Raw genomic sequence first — 18,560 nt, forward strand, 5'->3', positions numbered from 1 at the left:
CTTTCAACGGACAACAGTCATATCCTGATTCGCCCAGACCTGCTCTCTGGCCTCCTTCAAATCGACGGCGCCGATGATGGCAAGTCCGGCGAGTTTCGCACCGGACACATCTTTCTGTCCGACACGAAGATTCCAGACCACGGCTTGGGCGGGATCCTTCAAACGGATGGCGGCGACATCGCCATCATTAATATCGGCGATGCGCACCGACGTCGAGGCCGAGGGACGGATGGCGATTTCACGCCTGTCCACTTGTTTGCCGTCCGTGTCGTAAGCCGTCACGATCGCGGTCCGATCCCCATCCGCGGTGTTGACGAAGCCTACCGTCGCGGTGGATTGGTCAGGAACCGCGATGGCGGAGATCTTCGCCGGAGCGGACGCATTGACTAGGGCGAAATCGGACTGCCCATCGGGGCCATCGTCTGAAATCTTCGCCGTGGCAGACACCGGTTCGGAAGCGGCTATGGCGATGCCGGTAGCGGATTTTGGAACGTCTCCAAGATCGATGGCGGACGCGCGGTTCGCCTTCAGCTCCTGCTGATTGGTCTGCTGTGCCCCCTTGGAGTCGATCCAGGATACGGTGACATCCGTTTTGCGGGACGTATACAGGTACAGTGTCGCATGGTCTCCGCCATTCAAGCCGTAGAGGGCCAGAGATTTCGCGAAAGCGTTATTCGGAAGCGCGTAATCCGATCCCTTTGAGGTCAATCCGTCCATGGAGACGGTGCGGACGATTGCGGCCACAGGAGTGTCCGTTCCAGTCACCGTGGCATACAGCGCGTCTTGGCCGGAAGCAGCTGCGGAAAGATTCAGTACCGTTTCCTTGCCTGAGGCCACGGTCAGCGTCGATCCGGTGGAGAGCGCCAGCGCGCCGGATTTGTCGGAGCCCCAGATTCTGATGGTCACCGATGTGTCCTTGGCGGAGGGATTGGCCACAACAAGCTGTTGCGTCAAGCCGGTCTTCGTACCGGAAAGCAGGAACGCCTGTTTCAGCGCCGGCACGACGCAGGAGGCTGCTGATACGCCCTTCAAATCACCGTCCGTGGCCCATGACATCACTGAGGAAACCGCGCCGGTACCGTTCGAAGCCGTCAGCAGACGCGTGTCTTGCAATCGGGAGCCGTCATCGACATTGCCGGAAGCCACAAAGATGTCATCGGACGAGTCGTCTTTTTTGTCCAGCATCGACACGGATGCCGTCATGTCGGCTCCCATCGAGGCGACGGATGAATGGAACACCGAACCGAAGGCGGCGTATCTCGCGGAAGACGCGATATTGCCGTTGGATGCCTGGTATTCGCTATCTCCATAGGCATCGGTATCGGCAATGGTCATGCGAGACGGGCAGTACGTCTGCCGCTGCCGGGGGCTGACGGTACGACCCACCGAGGAGCGTTCCACCGTGGGCGTGTCCGCATGCAGCCATGATGGCCGGTATATGAGCGTCACGGCCATCAGGACCACGATGAGCAACACCGAGATTACGGCAAGCGCAATACGCAAAGGCGTATTGGGACGAGAATGTCTGCTCATGCTTCCTCCAGACCCTGACGACGAATGCGCGGAAGCGCCACCAGGCAATACGCTACAAGAACGACGCCCATGCACCACAGCCATGAACGACGCCACACACTTGAGCCGGCCTTATCAAGCCCGCTTCGATCGATATGCTGCTTGGATAGATCCTGAACCGTCAAACGATAATACGTGCCATTATCCAGACTGACGACATTCTGTGTCCCGTCAGAGGCTCCAATGTTCGAATTGAGCTGGTTCGAGGCCTCTCGCTGCGCTTTGTCGCCGTTCTGCTTGATAACGTAAATGCCGCCGAAGCCCAACTTGCCAAGCTCGTTGATGGCATCGGAATCGGCATTGGCCAGCAACTGGGCGCAATCCTGCGCAATGGTTCTGCTGGACCCGTCGGAACGTCCCGAAACCACTTCGACGCGTTGCGCGGGAGAGCTGTCAATCAAGTCGCCACGACCGGTACGCATCACACTGTAGCTGACCGATTCGGCGCTATCGGCACGCAAGGCAAGCACGCGACGTGCATCATCCTGCCCAAGGAAATCGGTCGCCACCATCGGCAGTCCAGCATCGCTGGTCTTTACCTGGCTGTGATCGCATTCGACATAGTTGAATCCCGCACAGGCCACGACGGAGACGGCCAACAGGCAAACCAATACGGCACGACCCACATGCGAGGCAATCGACACTGCCTTCGAGCCGCGTCCTTCGATTTCGACGGCGCCGGTCTTCTCATGCTGTCTCAGCATGACGAAACGTCGAACCGCGCCGCCCGACATCATGCAGATGCAGGCGAGCAAGCCCATCATCGCATATGTGGTTCCCGGAAGCATGGAACCGGAGACCGGACCATCCACATCGACGGCCACCGCAATCGCCGCGGACAGCAAGGCCGTCGCCAATCCCGCGAACACGGCGACCCACATCATACGGGACACGCGCAGCACGAAAGGCAACACCAATGACACCGCGGCCAGCAATACGATCAACGCCAGTATGGAAACCGCCACATACCGCCATGCGCCACCGTCGGCGCCGATGCCGAACACCCGCAGCAACAGATCAGACAGATTCGCGACGACCGGTTTGCCATCATGCGCGGAGGAGGGCAGCATGACGCTGCCGAACAGCTGACGCCATGTACCGTCGGAAGCGAAACGAACGGCATTGACCAACGTCGGCGCGCATACGAACGCCGCCGGAAGCGGAATCAGAAGCAACGCGGGCTTATGGGAGCGGACGAACAGCAGGAATCCCAGGAAGGTGAGCATCAGCGGCAGCAACAACTGCGGCTGCGCGGCGACGACCGGAATGAAACACAGCGCCGCAACCGCCGCCGCCTGGACCGACGCGTGGGGATTGACCAGATCCTCCGTCCGATACATGCCGACCGCACGGAACGAGAAGGCGAAAGCGGCCGGAAGAAACACCATGACCGTCAGCATCGTGACATCCGCGTCATCATAAAGTCCCATGGACAACGCCAACGCGAACCACGCCAACGCGACCACGCAGCGCACCGCATCCGAGCGGGTGAAGATGCCGGCCAGCGCCCAGAAGGAAAACACCGTGAGCGGGGCTGCAAGGAAGAACATCAGTCCGACAGCTCCGGCAACATGTCCACCAGTGAGCACCGACGCCAGCGCAAGCACCAACAGCCATGGCGCGTTAGGCGCACTGATGCCCGTGCCTGAGGCATACGACCATGACGTGGTCGCGGTATGAAGCAACTGGGTGAAGCTCGCGCCCGTGGGCAACAGCTGTGCGGAATACATCGACGCACCCGAACATACGGAACGAAGCACGTCCCAATACAGCACGACTATCCATATGCCGGCAATCAGCGCCGCGCCGAAGGCCAATCCCCATCTACGCAGCAACCGTTTACGCAGATGGTCCTTCTCAAGAGGACTGAGCAGCACGACATCCCTCTGGTCGCGCAACGCACGGCGACGGTCGAGCCATTCCCTGACCTGCCGATGATTCGCAGACAGCGTGGATAGCGATTTAAGCGTGACCTTGCTTTGCCTGCGCAACCGCGCATGGGCGCGCCAAGCACCCCGCAGACGCAGCAGCGCACGCCACGGCATCGCCAGCTCGCAGCATGCATGATACGGCTGTTTGCGCGCCAAGCAAAGCACGGCCAATCCCAACGACTGGATGATGGACCACAGCCAAAGCAACGGCCACCATGAACGGTGCATGTCAGTGTACGCGTATTTGGCATTCGCCTCGCGTACGGCAAGATACGGATCGATGCGACCGTCCTCGTCTTCCACAGGGCGCCCGTTCTTGGAACGGATTCCTTCGAATCGGGCTCTTCTGTGGGCGATGCGAGCCTGGGGAACCACTACGACACGCCCACCGCCAAGACATATGCGGCGGCACAGGTCCGTGGATTCCGCGAAGGTGCCGAACCAGGGGTCAGCCCCTTCGAACGCACGCAACGTAGCCAACGGCACCAACGCGCCCGATAGGGAGACCGACAGCACATCCTGACGCCCGTCATATTGCTCCTGGTCAGGCTCGCCGTCGACCACCAAGGAAACGACATCATGGTGCCCGGCATACAAACCCACATTGTGCAGGTTCTTCGCCTGCCAATCCAACTGCTTGGCACCGAGCAGCGCGGCTGTCGGCGTGTTTCTCCACGCATCCAGCAACGTCTCGAAGCACCGGTCATCCGCCGGCCGCGAATCGTCATGCAAGGTCCACAACGCGCGGATGCCGGCATCAATGCCGATCTGATCCATCGCACGCGTTACAGCGTCCATGAAGGACGCCGCCTGCTTCACTCCCACCAGAATGACCCTCACCGTTTTGGCTTCCGGCACTTCCGTAAGCACATCCTGTGATGAGTGAATGACATCGAAGGTCATCTGCATGGGCTGCTCGATCTGCCCCGTGCAATCGGCGATAACGATCATTCCTGGAAGCATGCGCTGCGCAAGCACCGCTCCAACGGTAGAAGCGAGGAATCGAAGGTCATGCTGCGCGGTGATCACCGCAGCCACGGACATATCGACGTCCTGCCGATGCGTATACAGTCTGCTGTTCAGCACATCGGTCACGATTGTCTGGATATCGCTGCTGGCGTTAGAATTCATAATTTAAGTGTACGCACGGGACGCACCATGCCTTCAAGCCCGTTCCTTGTGCTCTTTTTTGTAGCGACGACGCTCACGCTCGCTCATACCGCCCCAGATACCGAAACGCTCATCATGGTCGATGGCCCATTTCAGACACTGTTCACGGACTTCACACTGGGCGCAAACCCTCTTCGCATCCCTGGTGGAACCGCCTTTTTCCGGGAAGAATGCTTCGGGATCGGTCTGCGAGCACAGCGCTTTGTGCTGCCAAGACACGTCATCATCCCGCTTGAACAAACCCCACAGTTCAGCAAGCGGATTCTCAGAAGACTCATCAGTCACGCCCCACATGAGTCCTCCCATAATTGTGTGCGCACCTTTTATGCGCATACTTTCACACCGCTTCAAATTACACACACGCAATGTAATTTTGTCAAGTTTCCCCGTGTCAATGCCTATATTTCAGAAAATCCATGCTAAAGTTCAGCCCAATCTGGGGTCTACAGTCGCAGAATCGGTGAAAATCGGCCATTAACCCTATAATTGCCCATTTGGATAGTGGTAGGTTCTAAAAGCATTGCGTCAAACGCGCATCTCAATCAGGAAGGCAACACCGTGGCAACGTCATCAACCGGCAATAAGCTTCCTAACATCAATGGTCTTCAGGATGCGAAACCACGTCACAGCCTGGGATATCGCGTGCAGCATCACGTCAGGACCGCAGTCGCCGCGGCAATCGCCGCGACTCTGGTGTTCGTCGGCACTGCAGCTGCCGCTACTTGGATGGACGTCAATGGCATCATCAAGAACAATTCGGTCGGCGTGATCGGCCAGGGTTCCCTGAATACGGACGCATCCATCATCGATCCGAACTCCGGCAAGCCGATCGAGTTCGTGCTGATCGGACAGGATTCCCGTGACGGCGCGGAGAACCAAGCCATCGGAGGCAGTTTCGATGACGTCATCGGCAACCATCAGGCCGACACCGCCATGATTGTGCAGATCTCCGCCGACCGCAAGGAAATCAACCTGGTCTCCATTCCACGAGATTCCCTGGTGGACGTGCCTCAGTGCGAAACGTCGAAGGGCACGATTCCCGCACAGTATAACGTCATGTTCAATTCCATCTTCGCAGGTGCCTACAAAACCGGCGGAGATCTCTCCTCGGCGGCCAGCTGCACGCTGAACGCCGTGAACAGTCTCACCGGGTTGAATATTCAGAACTTCATCGTCGTGGACTTCGCCGGCCTGGTCAAGATGATTGATTCAGTCGGCGGCGTGGACCTGTGCATTCCGCAGAACGTCAACGACCCGTACACCGGACTCAATCTCGACAAGGGCATGCACCATCTTGACGGCGTTGCGGCGACGCAGTACGCCCGGATCCGTCACGGCATAGGAGACGGATCCGACACCTCGCGTACCACACGTCAGCAGTATCTCATCAAGCAGCTGATGAGCGAGGCGCTCAGCAAGAATCTGTTCACTGATACCGCGCAGCTGTACCAGCTGGCGAAATCCGCGCTGAAATCGCTCAACATATCCCAAGGCATGGCTGATACCGCGGCTTTGGCGGGACTTGCCATGAGCCTGAAGAATTTCACCATGACCAACCTGCAGACCCAGACCGTCCCCGTGGTCCCAGCACCGTCCGACCCCAACCGTTCCGTCTGGACCGACGAAGCCGACAATCTCTGGGAGAAGATGCGAGCGGGCAAGCCGATTTTCGATACCGCCGATTCAAACTCGGGCGACTCCTCCGACACCAGTTCAGATAATTCAGCCAGCTCCGACGATTCCGGCACGACCGACAGCAACCAGTCGGACACCACTGCCGAGACTCCCGATCCCGTCACGGGACTGATCACCAAATCCGACGGCACGTTGGTCGATCCAAGCACTGGCGGCACCGTCGACCCGGATGACGGCTCCATTCATGACGCGACCACGGGCCAGTATATCGGCCTTGCGGATCGATACCTTAATGCGACCGTATGTGCCGTTCCGGCAAAGAACTGACGTAGACCACGCAATCACGTCCCCTTTCAACGTATGACGCAGGGACGAATCTTTTTGGAGGAACCATGAGTGAAGGCAAAGGAGCAAAAGAGCCTACGAGCGTGCCACCAAGTTTCATTCCGTCATCAGGACGCAAAAAAACCATGCCGTCCACGGATTCCTCCCGCTCGCAAAGCGCACCGAGCCAGCCAGCGAGTTTCGCACCGGCGAAACGTTCTGACCATGCATCATCTGTAAAACCGGCCAAACGCACGGCGCGTCCTTCTTCCTCGGTTCCGCAAAGCTTCCAGCCTGCGGCACGGGCAACGAGCGAGACAAGAAGAAACCCTTCATCATCTCCGGTGTCCTTCGCTCCAGAACATACCCGCACGGCCAATCCAACGCAGCAGTTCCGGGGGTCATCCTCCGTCTCCACGGCGCTCCGATCTGTTCCATCCTCTCCAGCGACGGCTTCCGTGCCAAAAAGAAGACCTCGCGTCGGACGTATCGTCCTTTCCATTTTCCTTGTACTGATTCTCGCACTGGGAATAGGGGTATTCTCCGCTTGGAACTGGGTCGATGACCAGCTCAACAAACAGACCTGGCTGACATCCAAAGCGGACACCGCCGGCGAAAGCTGGCTTATTCTTGGCTCCGACGAACGTGAGGGCACCATCGGAGACGCCGGCGACGTCGAAGGTTTCAGAACCGACACCATTCTTGTACTCACCAAGCCGAAGACAGGATCGTCCTCGCTGATTTCCATTCCTCGCGATTCCCTGGTGGAAATCGATGGGAGCTATATGAAGATCAACGCCGTGGCGCAGCTGTACAGCCGCAAACAGTTGGTCAACGAGGTGGAGGACATCACCGGCCAGAAAATCAACCATGTGGCAATGGTCCGCTTCGGCGGACTCGTCAAAGTGGTCGATGCCTTGGGAGGCGTGGACCTATGCTACGACCAGAATGTGAATGACCCTTATTCGGGTATGAACTGGACCGCCGGATGCCACACCGTGGACGGCAACACCGCTTTGGCGTTCTCCCGTATGCGATATGCCGATGTGCAAGGCGATTTCGGCCGTGCCGCACGTCAGCGCCAGGTGATCAACGCCATCGTCAAGAAGGGCGCTTCCAAACAGACGCTCACGAATTTCAACAAGACCAAAAAGGTCGCCGCAGCGGCGTTGAGCTCCGTAACCGTGGATGAGAAAGCATCGACTTCCTCTCTGCTTCGGATGGCGTTGGCTTTCAAAAGCGCCTCAGGCAAGGATGGCATTTCGGGAAGCGTGTATTGGACCGATCCGGACTATTACGTCGATGGGGTCGGATCGTGCGTTCTGCTGAATGACGCGAAGAACATCCAGCTTTTCTCCGAACTCTCACACGGCACGCATTCCGCAGGAACCGTGGGCACGCTGGCCGAACAGCAAAACTGACGACACGCCGGAGGATGTGGATAACCCACATCCTCCGACCACAACCCTCATATTGGCTTGCGGCATGCCGCCGCTCTTGCCCATGCTGGCCGTATGAACAAAAAGGCCCCTCACCGTATAAGCGAACAACATCTCACTGTATTGAGTTGGAGCGCGCCTTTGCTGGCGCAGCTCATCATGCTGATTGTCATGTGTATGCAACGTCATTGGCTCTATGCGGCGATGCTCGCTCCGAGTCTGCTCGGCAGCGCATTGATGCTCATCACCATGATCATGCGCGTCAGGCATGAAGAAACGAACAGCAACACCATTACTGGAAGCGATTCGCCGGTTCCAACGCATCATAACGGAAACGAAATCGACCATGCTCAGCTTTTCGCCGACATGCCGTCCATAAGTTTTGAGCATCTGCATGGCCTGGACAACGACCCGCTCATATGGCGCACCATCGTGCGTAATTGGCTTGTCCGTTCCCCAACGAACGGCATCGGCATGTCAGAACATGGCATATTCCATATAGATCTGGCATCATCCGGACCACATGCCATGGTCGCGGGGACCACAGGCTCGGGGAAATCCGAACTGCTGATCAGTTGGTGCATGGCATTGGCGATTCGGCATAGTCCTCAAACCCTCCATTTCGTCTTTCTGGATTTCAAAGGAGGATCGACCTTCAACGCTTTGGAGCGTCTGCCGCATACCGTGGGCAACGTCTGCGATCTTGACCTCGCCCATGCCGTCCGTGCGCTGAACGCCATAGAACAAGAATTGGCACGCAGGGAGGCCTTGGTAAGTGCCGAACGCGTTTCCAGATTCGACCAGCTTTCCCATCCCCCTGCACGGCTCGTGGTGGTCATTGACGAATTCCATGCATTGCGCGACCGTCTACCCGACTATATGCAGCGACTCAATCGATTGGCGTCGCTCGGACGCTCTTTGGGTATGCATCTCATCGTATGCACGCAAAATCCCATGGGTCAGGTCCATGCCGATATGAAGGCCAACATATCGCTGAGCATCTGCCTACGCGTCACCGACCAAATGCAATCGAATGAACTGATCGGCACCAAGGATGCAGCTTTGATTCCACCGGCCTTCCCCGGTGCCGCTTACTGTCATGACGGTCAACGCACTGTTCCTTTCCGCTGCAGCGCGGTCCATGACATTGATTCCTTGGTGCATGCCATCAACACCGCATCGGCATTCAGCGGCACCACCAATCCCTCCCCTTTGTTCTCCGCGCCGCTCGCACCACATGCAGGCAAAGACGATTTGACGGCGCCACAGCGAGAGGCATGGCACCATGTGCCTTTTGCTTTGAGCGACGACGGTGTACTCATCTCCACCGCATTCCTTGACGTAGGACACGGCAACATCGCCGTGATTGGCGCATGCGGAAGCGGCAAAACCAATCTGCTGCTCTGCTGCGCCAGCCGTCTCTATGAATCCGGTCGCTGCACCATCCGGTTCACACGCAAGACGAACAGCGAATGGACCACCGACGACGGCAGAATATCGCCGCAGCACGAACGCACCATATGGTTCGTGGATGACGCCGACGAATTGCTCTCCCCTTTCGCAGCCATGCCCGAAGCCGATAAACTCAAGACCGCACTCGCCGATCCGTCCGTCACGGTAATCGCAGCTGTGGAAAAGCCGCAAAGCACCCTACTTGAACGTTGCCTCACACGTGTTGCGTTTCCTTGCGGAGAGAGAGCCACCGATGTGATGATGGGGATTCCCAGCGCGGTTCTCGACGGTTTCGGCGTCGATGACTATGCCATTGCCGGGCGTGGGGTCTTCATCCAACAAGCACGGGCATGTCCCGTGCAATGCGCGGAATTCCAAGGATTCTAAAAAAAACCTGGCTTCTTTTGCGAAAAAGTCTTGAAAAATCATCCGATTCGTGGTTATCTAAATAACGGATAGAACGCCACTTATGGCAAGAGGAAGGCGATTACATGAGCAGTGCTTTCGATTGGCGAGCCAAGGCCGCGTGCCGGGATAAGGATCCGGAACTGTTTTTCCCGGTCGGCAACACCGGTGCCGCCTATCAGCAAATCGAAGAAGCCAAGGCCGTTTGCCGTACCTGCAAGGTGATTGACGCGTGTCTGAAATGCGCGCTCGACACCAATCAGGACTACGGCGTTTGGGGCGGTCTGAGCGAAGACGAGCGGCGCGCGCTCAAGCGGCGCGCGATGCGTGCACGTCGCTCGCAGGCCATGCAGATGCAGGTCTGATTCTTTTCAGGGCATATGGAAGGGCCGGTCGGATTCGATGGAATCCGACCGGCCCTTCTATATGCCATTCCAGTTCTAGAGGTCAGTTATCTTGCGCGGCACGCAGTTTCATGTCGAGCACCACACGGGTACCACCACCGCGACGTGGCTCCCAATGCACCGTTCCGCCAAAATCATTGGTGACGAACGTGTTGATGATCTGTGTTCCAAGCCCTGATCCGGAAGAGCGAGCCATGCCATCATGCTCCTCATCCGCCAAGCCGGTGCCATCATCCTCCACCACCACGTTGAGGTTATTGCCACCGCGGCCCACGGAAATCGTGATATGTCCTTCCTTACGTCCTTCGAAACCGTGTTCCACCGAATTGGTGATCAGTTCGGTAAGCACCAACGATAGCGGCGTGGCATCCTGTGCCGGCATCATGCCGAATTTGCCTACGAAATCGACATCGATGTGCTGGTCGCGCATCGTAGCCAAATCGACGGCCATCTTAAGCAGGTTGGAAATGACCTTGTCATAGTCGACGATCTCATCGGCGGTCTGGCTCAATCCCTCATGCACCATGGCGATGGTCTGCACGCGGCGCTGTGCTTCCTTGAGCTCCTTTTTGACCTCTTCGGACTTGGTCTTGCGCGCCTGCAAGCGCAGCAACGCGGATACCGCCTGAAGATTGTTCTTCACACGATGGTGAATCTCGGAAATGGTGGCGTCCTTGGTCTGCAATTCCTTCTCGCGGCGGCGCAATTCGCTGACGTCACGGCACAGCACGATACCACCCACGCGACCATTGGCGTCCATCAACGGCAGAGAGCGCATGGACACCGCGGCTTTGTTGGCGTCCAATTCGGAATCCACCGCGGCTTTGCCGCTCAGTACCAATGGCAGCGTTTCCAGCACCGGATCGTTCTCATGCAGCAGTTTGGTGCCGATCTCGCTCAGATACTCCCCCTGCATGGTGCTGACCGATCCCAAACGACGGAAACAGCTGATGGCGTTCGGAGACGCGTATCGGACGATGCCGTCGACGGTGAGCACGATGAAGCCATCCGCCACACGTGCGTTATGGCGCTGGTTCATAACCGGGTTACGGTACGGGAACTGGCCGCGCGGAATCATCTCATACAGCTGTTTGCCGGCGCTGATGCTTTCGGACTCATAACGGCCGTTCGATTCGCGTGTGGCCATGTTGGTCTCGCGGACCACCAAGCCAAGCGTCTTGCCATTATGACGCACCGGGGCGTACACGTTGCAGACCTTGGCCTTGCCGACCGTACGCAGTTTCGAGGAGCGGAACACCGATTCGGAGTCCATGGCCGCGTCAAGCTCGGCGCACAGGGATTCCGGGACGACGTTGCCGACCACATCCTCGGCTCTCAGACTCATCACCGTGGACGGACGGCATTGCTCGGCAATGATGTACTTGCCCTCGCCGTTCTGCAGGATTAGCAGCAAGTCGGCGAAACTCAAATCGGCAATCACCTGCCAATCGGCCACCAACTGGTGCAACCATTCACGATCGTCGTCACCGAAATCCGGACGGGTCATCAGGATATGTGAGAAATCAGCCATGCAACCATAATACGCATCAATGGCGAGGTTGCATACCATATGCCCACGTATAATGCGGAAACGCCGATTGACATATCCGACGGTTACGCTAACGTAGGTTACGGTTCCGTAACTTATAGTGGAGGCATCCGATGGCGAAACCTACAAACGCAGAAATCGAGGCGAAACGCGCGGTCATCGCCGAAGCACGCGAGCAGGCCCTGCAGGCGAAAGCTGAGACCATTCGCGTGAAGGCGCACAATAAGGCCGAGAACATTCGACGCAAGGCGGATGCAAAAGCCAAACGTGCCATCGCCAAAGGCGAAGCCCATGCCGCAAAAATCGAAGGCATCGTCCCCGCCGAAATCGAACGCAAAATCAGACTCGACGTGCATGGCAGGCCAAAGCCGCTCCTGCGTGGCTGGATCCACGCCATCGCCACTCCCCTGGCTCTTGCCGCGGGCATCGTGCTGATCTGCCTCGCTCATGGCACCGGGCTCAAATGGGCGTGCGCCGTGTTCATGACCTGCTCGCTGGTACTGTTCGGCAATTCCGCCTGTTATCATCTGGGAGATTGGTCACCACGGGTTACCGATGTGCTCCGTCGCATCGACCATATGAACATCTTTTTGCTGATCGCCGGCACTTATACGCCCGTTTCCTTCGCGCTCACGACATTCTGGCGTGATTCCATCATCGCGGGCATGTGGATCTGCACCACGGTGGCGCTCATCATCCATGTCATCTGGATCAGCGCGCCTCGCTGGCTTTATGTTCTTGTCTATATTATTTTCGGCGTGTCCGGCGTCGCGTTCATGGGATTGTTCTGGATGTCCCCCTATGCCGGACCTACCGTGGTGATACTGCTGTGTGCCGGCGGCGCCTGCTATATCGCCGGAGCCATCGTGTATGCGCTGCGCAAGCCCGACCCCTGGCCGAAGGTGTTCGGCTTCCATGAGATCTTCCATACCGGAACCGTGGCGGGATACGCCTGCCACATGGTGGCCATCTACATGGTGATCGTGCAATTGTGGCCCTAAGGCGTAATCAACCCCACATGGACAAAACAAAATAAGCCCGTCCCCTCATCGTACGAATGCGATGGAGGAACGGGCTGTTGTTTTCGTCACACGTATGTCAGGCGAGCGGCTTGGCTTCCTTGATGGTCACGGAAATCTCACGGCCGTTCGGAGCGGTATAGGTCACCGTATCTCCGGCATGAGCGCCATTGATGGCGGCGCCAATCGGCGATTCAGGACTGATGATGCTGTAATCCGTGGCGATGGACAGGTCTCGCGTGCCAAGCACGTACACCATTTCACGTCCGTTGACTTCAAGGGTCACTAGGGATCCGTCACCGACCTCACCGGCCTTGGGCGCAGTCAGAATCTTCGCATTGCGCAGTTTGACGGTCAGTTCGTCGATGCGTCCCTGATTCACGCGCTGCGCCTCACGGGCAGCCTGATAGCCGCCGTTCTCACTCAAATCGCCTTCGGCACGCGCCGCGGAGACCTTGGACAGAATCTCGTCACGGTACTCGCCCTCACGCCAGGCGAGTTCTTCTTTCATCTTGTCGTACGCCTCCTGCGTCAGCAGGATCGTCTTTTCTTCGGCCATGTTATCCTCCTTGACCTTGGAAGAATGATACCCGTCAATCAGCGGGTGGAGATGATGTCGATCACGAACACCAGCGTGTCCTCGCCGCCGATGCCGGCCTGCGGAACGCCACGGGAACCATAACCGTACTCCGGCGGAATGGACACCACCAGGCGGGAACCGACGTTGTGTCCCGGAACGGTCTGATCCCAGCCCTTGATGACCTGTCCCACACCGATGCCGAACGTGGCCGGCTGGTGACGGTCGAAGCTGGAGTCGAACGGGGTGTCCTTGCCCCAGACCACACCATGGTAGTTGACGGTGACGGTGTCTCCACGGCGGACCATCGGGCCATTGCCTTCAAAGAGCTCCACGACCTTCAGGCCGGCGGGAGCGATCTCAGTCGGGAATTCGATGGTCGGCCGATCGCCGAATTCGGCATTGACAACAGGCATTTCAGATGCCATGGTGAACCTCCTTGAAAAAACACAGTGTCACCAAGATTAGCACCATCCATCGCTAGCATTCAACAACATTGACCGCAAGACCGCCTTTCGACGTCTCCTTGTACTTGGCCATCATGTCCTCGCCGGTGTCCTTCATGGTTTTGATGGCTTGGTCAAGACTCACGATATGCGTGCCGTCGCCCAGCATGGCCATACGGACCGCGTTGATGGCGGTATTGGCCGCCATGGCGTTGCGTTCGATGCAGGGAATCTGCACCAGACCACCGACCGGATCGCAGGTCAGTCCCAGATTGTGCTCGATACCGATTTCCGCGGCATTCTCCACTTGGTGAGGCGTGCCGCCCATCACGGCGCACAGCCCCGCCGCGGCCATGGAACAGGCTGTGCCGACCTCGCCTTGACATCCGACTTCGGCACCGGAAATGGACGCGTTGCGTTTGAACAAGTATCCAATCGCCCCTGCGGTCAGCAGGAACGTCACCACACCATCCTCATCCGCATGATCCACGAAATGCCAATAATAGTGGAGCACCGCCGGAATGACGCCAGCCGCACCGTTGGTAGGCGCGGTGACGATGCGTCCGCCTGCCGCGTTCTCCTCGGAAACCGCCAATGCGAACAGGTCGACCCATGCGGCGTCCGATGATTCGAGTACGGCGTCGGAGCGCCTGCCGTCCCGTTTGAGCACGTCGCTGTTGGATGCGAGCCTTGCATACATTTTTGGCGCCCTGCGGGGCACGTCAAGGCCGCCAGGCAGAACGGTTTGGTTGGTATTGCAACCGTGCTGCACGCAGCGGCGCATCACATGCCATACAGTGTCCAAATCGCTGCGCACCTGCACGGCGGACCGCATGGCCGTCTCATTGGCCCACACCACATCGGCCACACTCATGTGACGTTCATCGCACAGCGAGATCAGTTCGTCGCATGTGGTGAACGGATAGGGCATGTCCATATCGATATCGGTTGAGGAATCGTCGGTCTGATCGGCGAAGGCCGTTCCCGCAGGGGGTTTCTCATGGATGCCGATCATCAGGTCGTCGGCGTCGCCTTGTCTGACGAATCCACCGCCAATGGAATACCAGACCTGTTCGTCGATGAGATTGTTCTGCCGGTCGAAGGCTTGGAATCGTATGCCGTTGGGATGGGCCGCCATGCGGTGCCATACATCCATCACCACATCGCGTCCGTAATCGAAATCGATGCGATGCGTGCCGTTGAGCATCAGCTCGCCGCCTGCCTCGCATTCCATACGGATATTGCTCATGTGATCGGTATCGACGGTTTTCGGTACGTTGCCTTCCAAGCCCGCCACCGTGGCGCGATCGGTACCGTGCCCAAGACCGGTCAGGGCGAGCGAACCATACAGTACCGTTCGCACGCGGCCGACCCGGTTCAGTATGCCGTCACGTTCAAGGGAGGCAGCGAATCTGCTGGCCGCGACCATCGGCCCTACGGTGTGCGACGAGCTGGGGCCGACGCCGATGGTGAACATCTCCAGAATGCTGAACATGTATATTGCGCTCTCTTTTCCGCGTCTTCGCCGTCACGCCACGTAAAGCACGCTGAACATGCGAATCATGATGAGTAGGCCGATGATGGCAATGACGATTTCCGCGATAAGCAGAATTATCGCAACGATTTTGCGATTGCCGAGTTTGACGTCGAGCAGTTTTGCGAAAAGGAAAGCGACGAAGCCCAAGGCTGCTCCGTTCAGCGCGATCGCGCCGACCTGGCCGTTGGTAAGAACGCTTTCCCCGACTTTGGCGAGTATCGAATTGATGGTGGCGGTGAACACCAGCAGGCTCCATACGCCGTATCCAATCAATCCTACCGCCGCATAGCCGAACGGGCGGAATCGTTCCTTGAGTTTGAAAGTGAACGATTCGGCGCACCACAACAATGCGAAGCCCACAACGAAGGTGAACGCCACGGCAAGGAATGCGGCTTCCAATGCCCACGGAACGAGTGCCAACGAATGGTCCATCAAGGTAAAGTACAGCGGAGAACATGCGATTTCGCCGATAGCGAGCACGCCGGCAACGATAATCACCTGCGCAAGCATCAGGGGGATTTCAGTGGCGGGCTGTTCGATTACAGGCTTGATGTCTTTCGAAGTCATGCGTCATCCGTTTCAGTCGGTGTCATACGGTTTGTAATGTCCGACAGTGTACCTACGGAATGTTTCGGGAACGATATGCCACATTTTGCCTACACATTGCCCACATTTTTCCATAACCCACCGTGGAAAAGGGTTGAATCGCAGTGAATCGCGATGATGCCAAAACCGTTGGAGAATAAAGGAAAACCGCCATCTCTGGCGGTTTCCAAAAGTGCCTCCAGCGGGACTCGAACCCGCAATCCGAAGAGGTCGATTTTAAGTCGACTGCGTATACCGATTTCGCCATGGAGGCTTTGCGCCGGCCAGAAGAAAAAGCCGACGCCAAGCTATTATGCCACGTCAGCGCGCAGCAAGCAATCTCTTGCCGTAATCCAGCACGATGCCGTCCAACAGACCATGCTCGCTGGCCATGAAGGAGTCGATGCGCTGGCCATGATCCTCATATGCGGCTTCAGACACCTTGGCAAGCACACGGTTCCACACCAATGCGCCGCCGCCGACCACATCGACGCGTCCGGGATGAATAGTCTTGTAGGTCAGACGCTCCTCACGAGGCATGTGCAGGAACCGGTTGTCAACGGCATAGGCATCTTCCAGCGTGCAGCGTGCGCCGTCCACGGCGGTGTGGTCGTATTCCGTCAATCCCATAGCCAATGCGGTCATGGTGGTGACCGTTCCGGACACGCCGATGATGGTGTGGGTCTTGCCGGCGGGAACGGTCTTGAACGCCTCGTCGATATGCGCGTCGATATCCGCGACCGCCTCGGCGATCTGTCCCTCGGTCGGCGGGTCGTTTTTCAGATGACGCTCCGTCATACGGACAGACCCGATATTCATGGAGAACGCGGCCTGCACCTGCGTGCTCGGATGGGTGACGCCGTCGCCTCCCAGCACCAGTTCGGTGGAACCTCCGCCCAAATCGACCACCAGATAGGGGGCCTCAACCTCGCGATGGACGATGCTGGTGGCACCGAGGAAGCTTAAATCCGCTTCCTCCGTGCCTGGAATGACTTCGGGACGCACGCCCAAGATCTTCTCGATGTTGTCTTCGAATTCCTCACGGTTCTCGGCATCACGGGTGGCCGATGTGGCCACGAAGCGGATGCCGTCCACGGGATGTTCGGCAAGCACGCCGGCGAATTCTCGGGCGGCCTCATAGGCGCGCGCCAACGCCTCGTCGGCGAAGCGATGGGTTTTGTCCACGTCCTGACCGAGACGAATCACCCGCAGGATGCGCGGAACGATGTCTTCCACACCGTCCTCGCTCACACGCGAGACTTTCAGACGAATCGAATTCGTGCCGCAATCAATACCGGCAACGGTTACCGACTTCATTACTCCCACCTTCTACTCTTCGTTTTCCACTGCGCAACGGCATACGGCCGGATCGAACTCATGTTTGATGGCGGACAGGGCCATATCACCGATGGGGTTGGCGCCCTCACCCATCACCAGCGTCTGGGCCAACAACGCGTGCAGGCATTTGACACGCACCGGCATGCCGCCGGCACTGGTGCCTTCGATGTGTTCCTCGCTGTCTTCCAAGGCCAAAGCGATTTCATGGCGGAACGCGAGGTACAGTTCGTGGGCACGTTCGTATCCGGCACGCAGATCCTCGTTTTCGGCCAGCATATCGTTGTATTCCTTCATCTTGCCTTCGGCTTCGATGTGGGAGATGGCCTTCACCGCTTCGGGCCCGGTCAGATAGCAGGTCGTCGGGAACGGGACACCGCCTGGAAGCAACGGCCGGGTGACCACAGCCAAAGGCCGGCCGCATACGCAACGGGCTCCGACGGCGACCATGCCGCGCGGGTAACGTCCAAGCTGACGCTCCACCACGGCGATATCATGTTCGGTGGCGGGTTGGGCAAGCACTTTGTCCGCCAAACCCTTGGCCTGTTCGATAATCGTCATGTCCATGTCACTCCTGTCCGTCTTCCGACGGCTGCTGACCGTCCTGTTGCGATTGGCCAGTCTGTTGTTGACTGTCCTGTTTGTCTTCTTCGCCGGCATGCTGCGACTGTTTCGTCGAGTCGGCCTTCACGGGATCCGACCGATCCGCCTGCTTGAAGGAATATGCAAGTTCCTTATACCACGGCAGGGCGGTTTTCGGTGATTCGTCGTATGTCGTCCCTTTTTTCGGCTCGCTCTTGCCGGTCACCGCTTCGGGATGCTCGACACGAATCGCCTGTTCGCCGGGGAAGACGAATCCCAAACGATCCCTGGCCTGGGCGGTGACATACGCCTTGTCATCCCATCTTGCGATATCGTTCTCCAGCTCGCGTTTCTGCGCGACCAACGCCGCTTCCTGTTTTTTCAGTCCGTTAAGCTCTGCCAGATTCAACGCATAGGTATGGAATGTCGATGCCAACTGGATGGTTCCCAAAGCCACGATGAACAATGCCACGAAGAACGCGACCGGGCCGGCGCCGCCGCGTTGTGATGGTTTTTTTCGTGCCTTCGAACTCATAGCAACGAAAATACCCGTCGCGTTCGACTTGGAACACGACGGGTATTTCTATGTCAACGCATT

At 57.9% G+C, this 18,560-nt stretch carries 16 protein-coding genes and 1 tRNA gene; 5 read left to right on the top strand and 12 right to left on the bottom strand.

Going from position 1 to position 18,560, the window contains the following annotated elements:
* Window positions 1-3: 3 nt before the first annotated feature.
* The 3 genes from Q5H33_RS03360 to Q5H33_RS03370 are packed head-to-tail and all read right to left on the bottom strand — an operon-like array spanning window position 4 to window position 4,967.
* Window positions 4-1,533 carry a DUF5719 family protein gene (locus Q5H33_RS03360; RefSeq protein ID WP_033500231.1) on the bottom strand — a complete coding sequence of 510 codons (1,530 nt, stop codon included), beginning with the start codon at window positions 1,531-1,533 and terminating at the stop codon, window positions 4-6.
* Window positions 1,530-4,634: a glycosyltransferase family 2 protein gene (locus Q5H33_RS03365; RefSeq protein WP_033500232.1), complete on the bottom strand. Its 3,105-nt coding sequence runs from the start codon at window positions 4,632-4,634 to the stop codon at window positions 1,530-1,532. The genes Q5H33_RS03360 and Q5H33_RS03365 overlap by 4 nt, the downstream gene beginning before the upstream one ends.
* A gap of 33 nt (window positions 4,635-4,667) precedes the next feature.
* A complete protein-coding gene (locus Q5H33_RS03370; protein WP_021913616.1) occupies window positions 4,668-4,967 on the bottom strand; it encodes a WhiB family transcriptional regulator in 300 nt (99 codons plus the stop codon).
* A gap of 264 nt (window positions 4,968-5,231) precedes the next feature.
* Here Q5H33_RS03370 and Q5H33_RS03375 point away from each other — a divergent pair, with 264 nt between their 5' ends.
* The 4 genes from Q5H33_RS03375 to Q5H33_RS03390 all read left to right on the top strand — a co-directional run bounded on the left by Q5H33_RS03375 (window position 5,232) and on the right by Q5H33_RS03390 (window position 10,293).
* Entirely contained in the window at window positions 5,232-6,635 is a 1,404-nt protein-coding gene (locus Q5H33_RS03375; protein ID WP_021913615.1) for an LCP family protein, read from the top strand.
* Between the two features lie 65 nt (window positions 6,636-6,700).
* A complete protein-coding gene (locus tag Q5H33_RS03380) occupies window positions 6,701-8,053 on the top strand; it encodes an LCP family protein (protein ID WP_171025000.1) in 1,353 nt (450 codons plus the stop codon).
* A 93-nt stretch (window positions 8,054-8,146) separates the two neighbouring features.
* Window positions 8,147-9,910, top strand: coding sequence for an FtsK/SpoIIIE domain-containing protein (locus Q5H33_RS03385; protein WP_003809587.1), 1,764 nt, complete (start codon window positions 8,147-8,149; stop codon window positions 9,908-9,910).
* Window positions 9,911-10,014: 104 nt separating this feature from the next.
* The gene (locus Q5H33_RS03390) at window positions 10,015-10,293 is read left to right on the top strand and encodes a WhiB family transcriptional regulator (protein ID WP_003809589.1); all 279 of its coding nucleotides are present in this window, start codon (window positions 10,015-10,017) and stop codon (window positions 10,291-10,293) included.
* Between the two features lie 82 nt (window positions 10,294-10,375).
* Here Q5H33_RS03390 and Q5H33_RS03395 read toward each other — a convergent pair whose 3' ends face one another.
* A complete protein-coding gene (locus Q5H33_RS03395) occupies window positions 10,376-11,863 on the bottom strand; it encodes a sensor histidine kinase (protein WP_033500243.1) in 1,488 nt (495 codons plus the stop codon).
* A gap of 131 nt (window positions 11,864-11,994) precedes the next feature.
* On the opposite strand from Q5H33_RS03395, the gene Q5H33_RS03400 reads away from it, so the two are divergent.
* Window positions 11,995-12,882 (top strand): hemolysin III family protein, encoded by an 888-nt coding sequence (locus Q5H33_RS03400; protein ID WP_038444372.1) that lies wholly within the window; start codon window positions 11,995-11,997, stop codon window positions 12,880-12,882.
* A 97-nt stretch (window positions 12,883-12,979) separates the two neighbouring features.
* On the opposite strand, the gene Q5H33_RS03405 is transcribed toward Q5H33_RS03400, so the two are convergent.
* From Q5H33_RS03405 to Q5H33_RS03440, 8 genes are all read right to left on the bottom strand, one after another.
* On the bottom strand, window positions 12,980-13,459 hold the full coding sequence (locus tag Q5H33_RS03405; RefSeq protein WP_003809594.1) for a transcription elongation factor GreA: 480 nt from the start codon (window positions 13,457-13,459) through the stop codon (window positions 12,980-12,982).
* Window positions 13,460-13,497: 38 nt separating this feature from the next.
* On the bottom strand, window positions 13,498-13,905 hold the full coding sequence (locus Q5H33_RS03410) for an FKBP-type peptidyl-prolyl cis-trans isomerase (protein ID WP_003809595.1): 408 nt from the start codon (window positions 13,903-13,905) through the stop codon (window positions 13,498-13,500).
* Between the two features lie 52 nt (window positions 13,906-13,957).
* Complete coding sequence (locus Q5H33_RS03415) at window positions 13,958-15,418, bottom strand: L-serine ammonia-lyase (RefSeq protein ID WP_302423026.1); 1,461 nt, start codon at window positions 15,416-15,418, stop codon at window positions 13,958-13,960.
* 33 nt (window positions 15,419-15,451) lie between these two features.
* Complete coding sequence (locus tag Q5H33_RS03420; RefSeq protein ID WP_302423027.1) at window positions 15,452-16,027, bottom strand: cadmium transporter; 576 nt, start codon at window positions 16,025-16,027, stop codon at window positions 15,452-15,454.
* A 212-nt stretch (window positions 16,028-16,239) separates the two neighbouring features.
* Window positions 16,240-16,319, bottom strand: a tRNA-Leu gene (locus Q5H33_RS03425).
* 47 nt (window positions 16,320-16,366) lie between these two features.
* Window positions 16,367-17,362, bottom strand: a complete 996-nt coding sequence (locus Q5H33_RS03430; protein WP_011743075.1) for a Ppx/GppA phosphatase family protein — start codon at window positions 17,360-17,362, stop codon at window positions 16,367-16,369.
* Between the two features lie 12 nt (window positions 17,363-17,374).
* On the bottom strand, window positions 17,375-17,941 hold the full coding sequence (locus Q5H33_RS03435) for a DUF501 domain-containing protein (protein ID WP_162836573.1): 567 nt from the start codon (window positions 17,939-17,941) through the stop codon (window positions 17,375-17,377).
* Between the two features lie 7 nt (window positions 17,942-17,948).
* The gene (locus Q5H33_RS03440; RefSeq protein ID WP_003808949.1) at window positions 17,949-18,497 is read right to left on the bottom strand and encodes a septum formation initiator family protein; all 549 of its coding nucleotides are present in this window, start codon (window positions 18,495-18,497) and stop codon (window positions 17,949-17,951) included.
* Window positions 18,498-18,560 lie beyond the last annotated feature (63 nt).

The organism is uncultured Bifidobacterium sp., assembly GCF_959020145.1.
Lineage (GTDB): Bacteria > Actinomycetota > Actinomycetes > Actinomycetales > Bifidobacteriaceae > Bifidobacterium.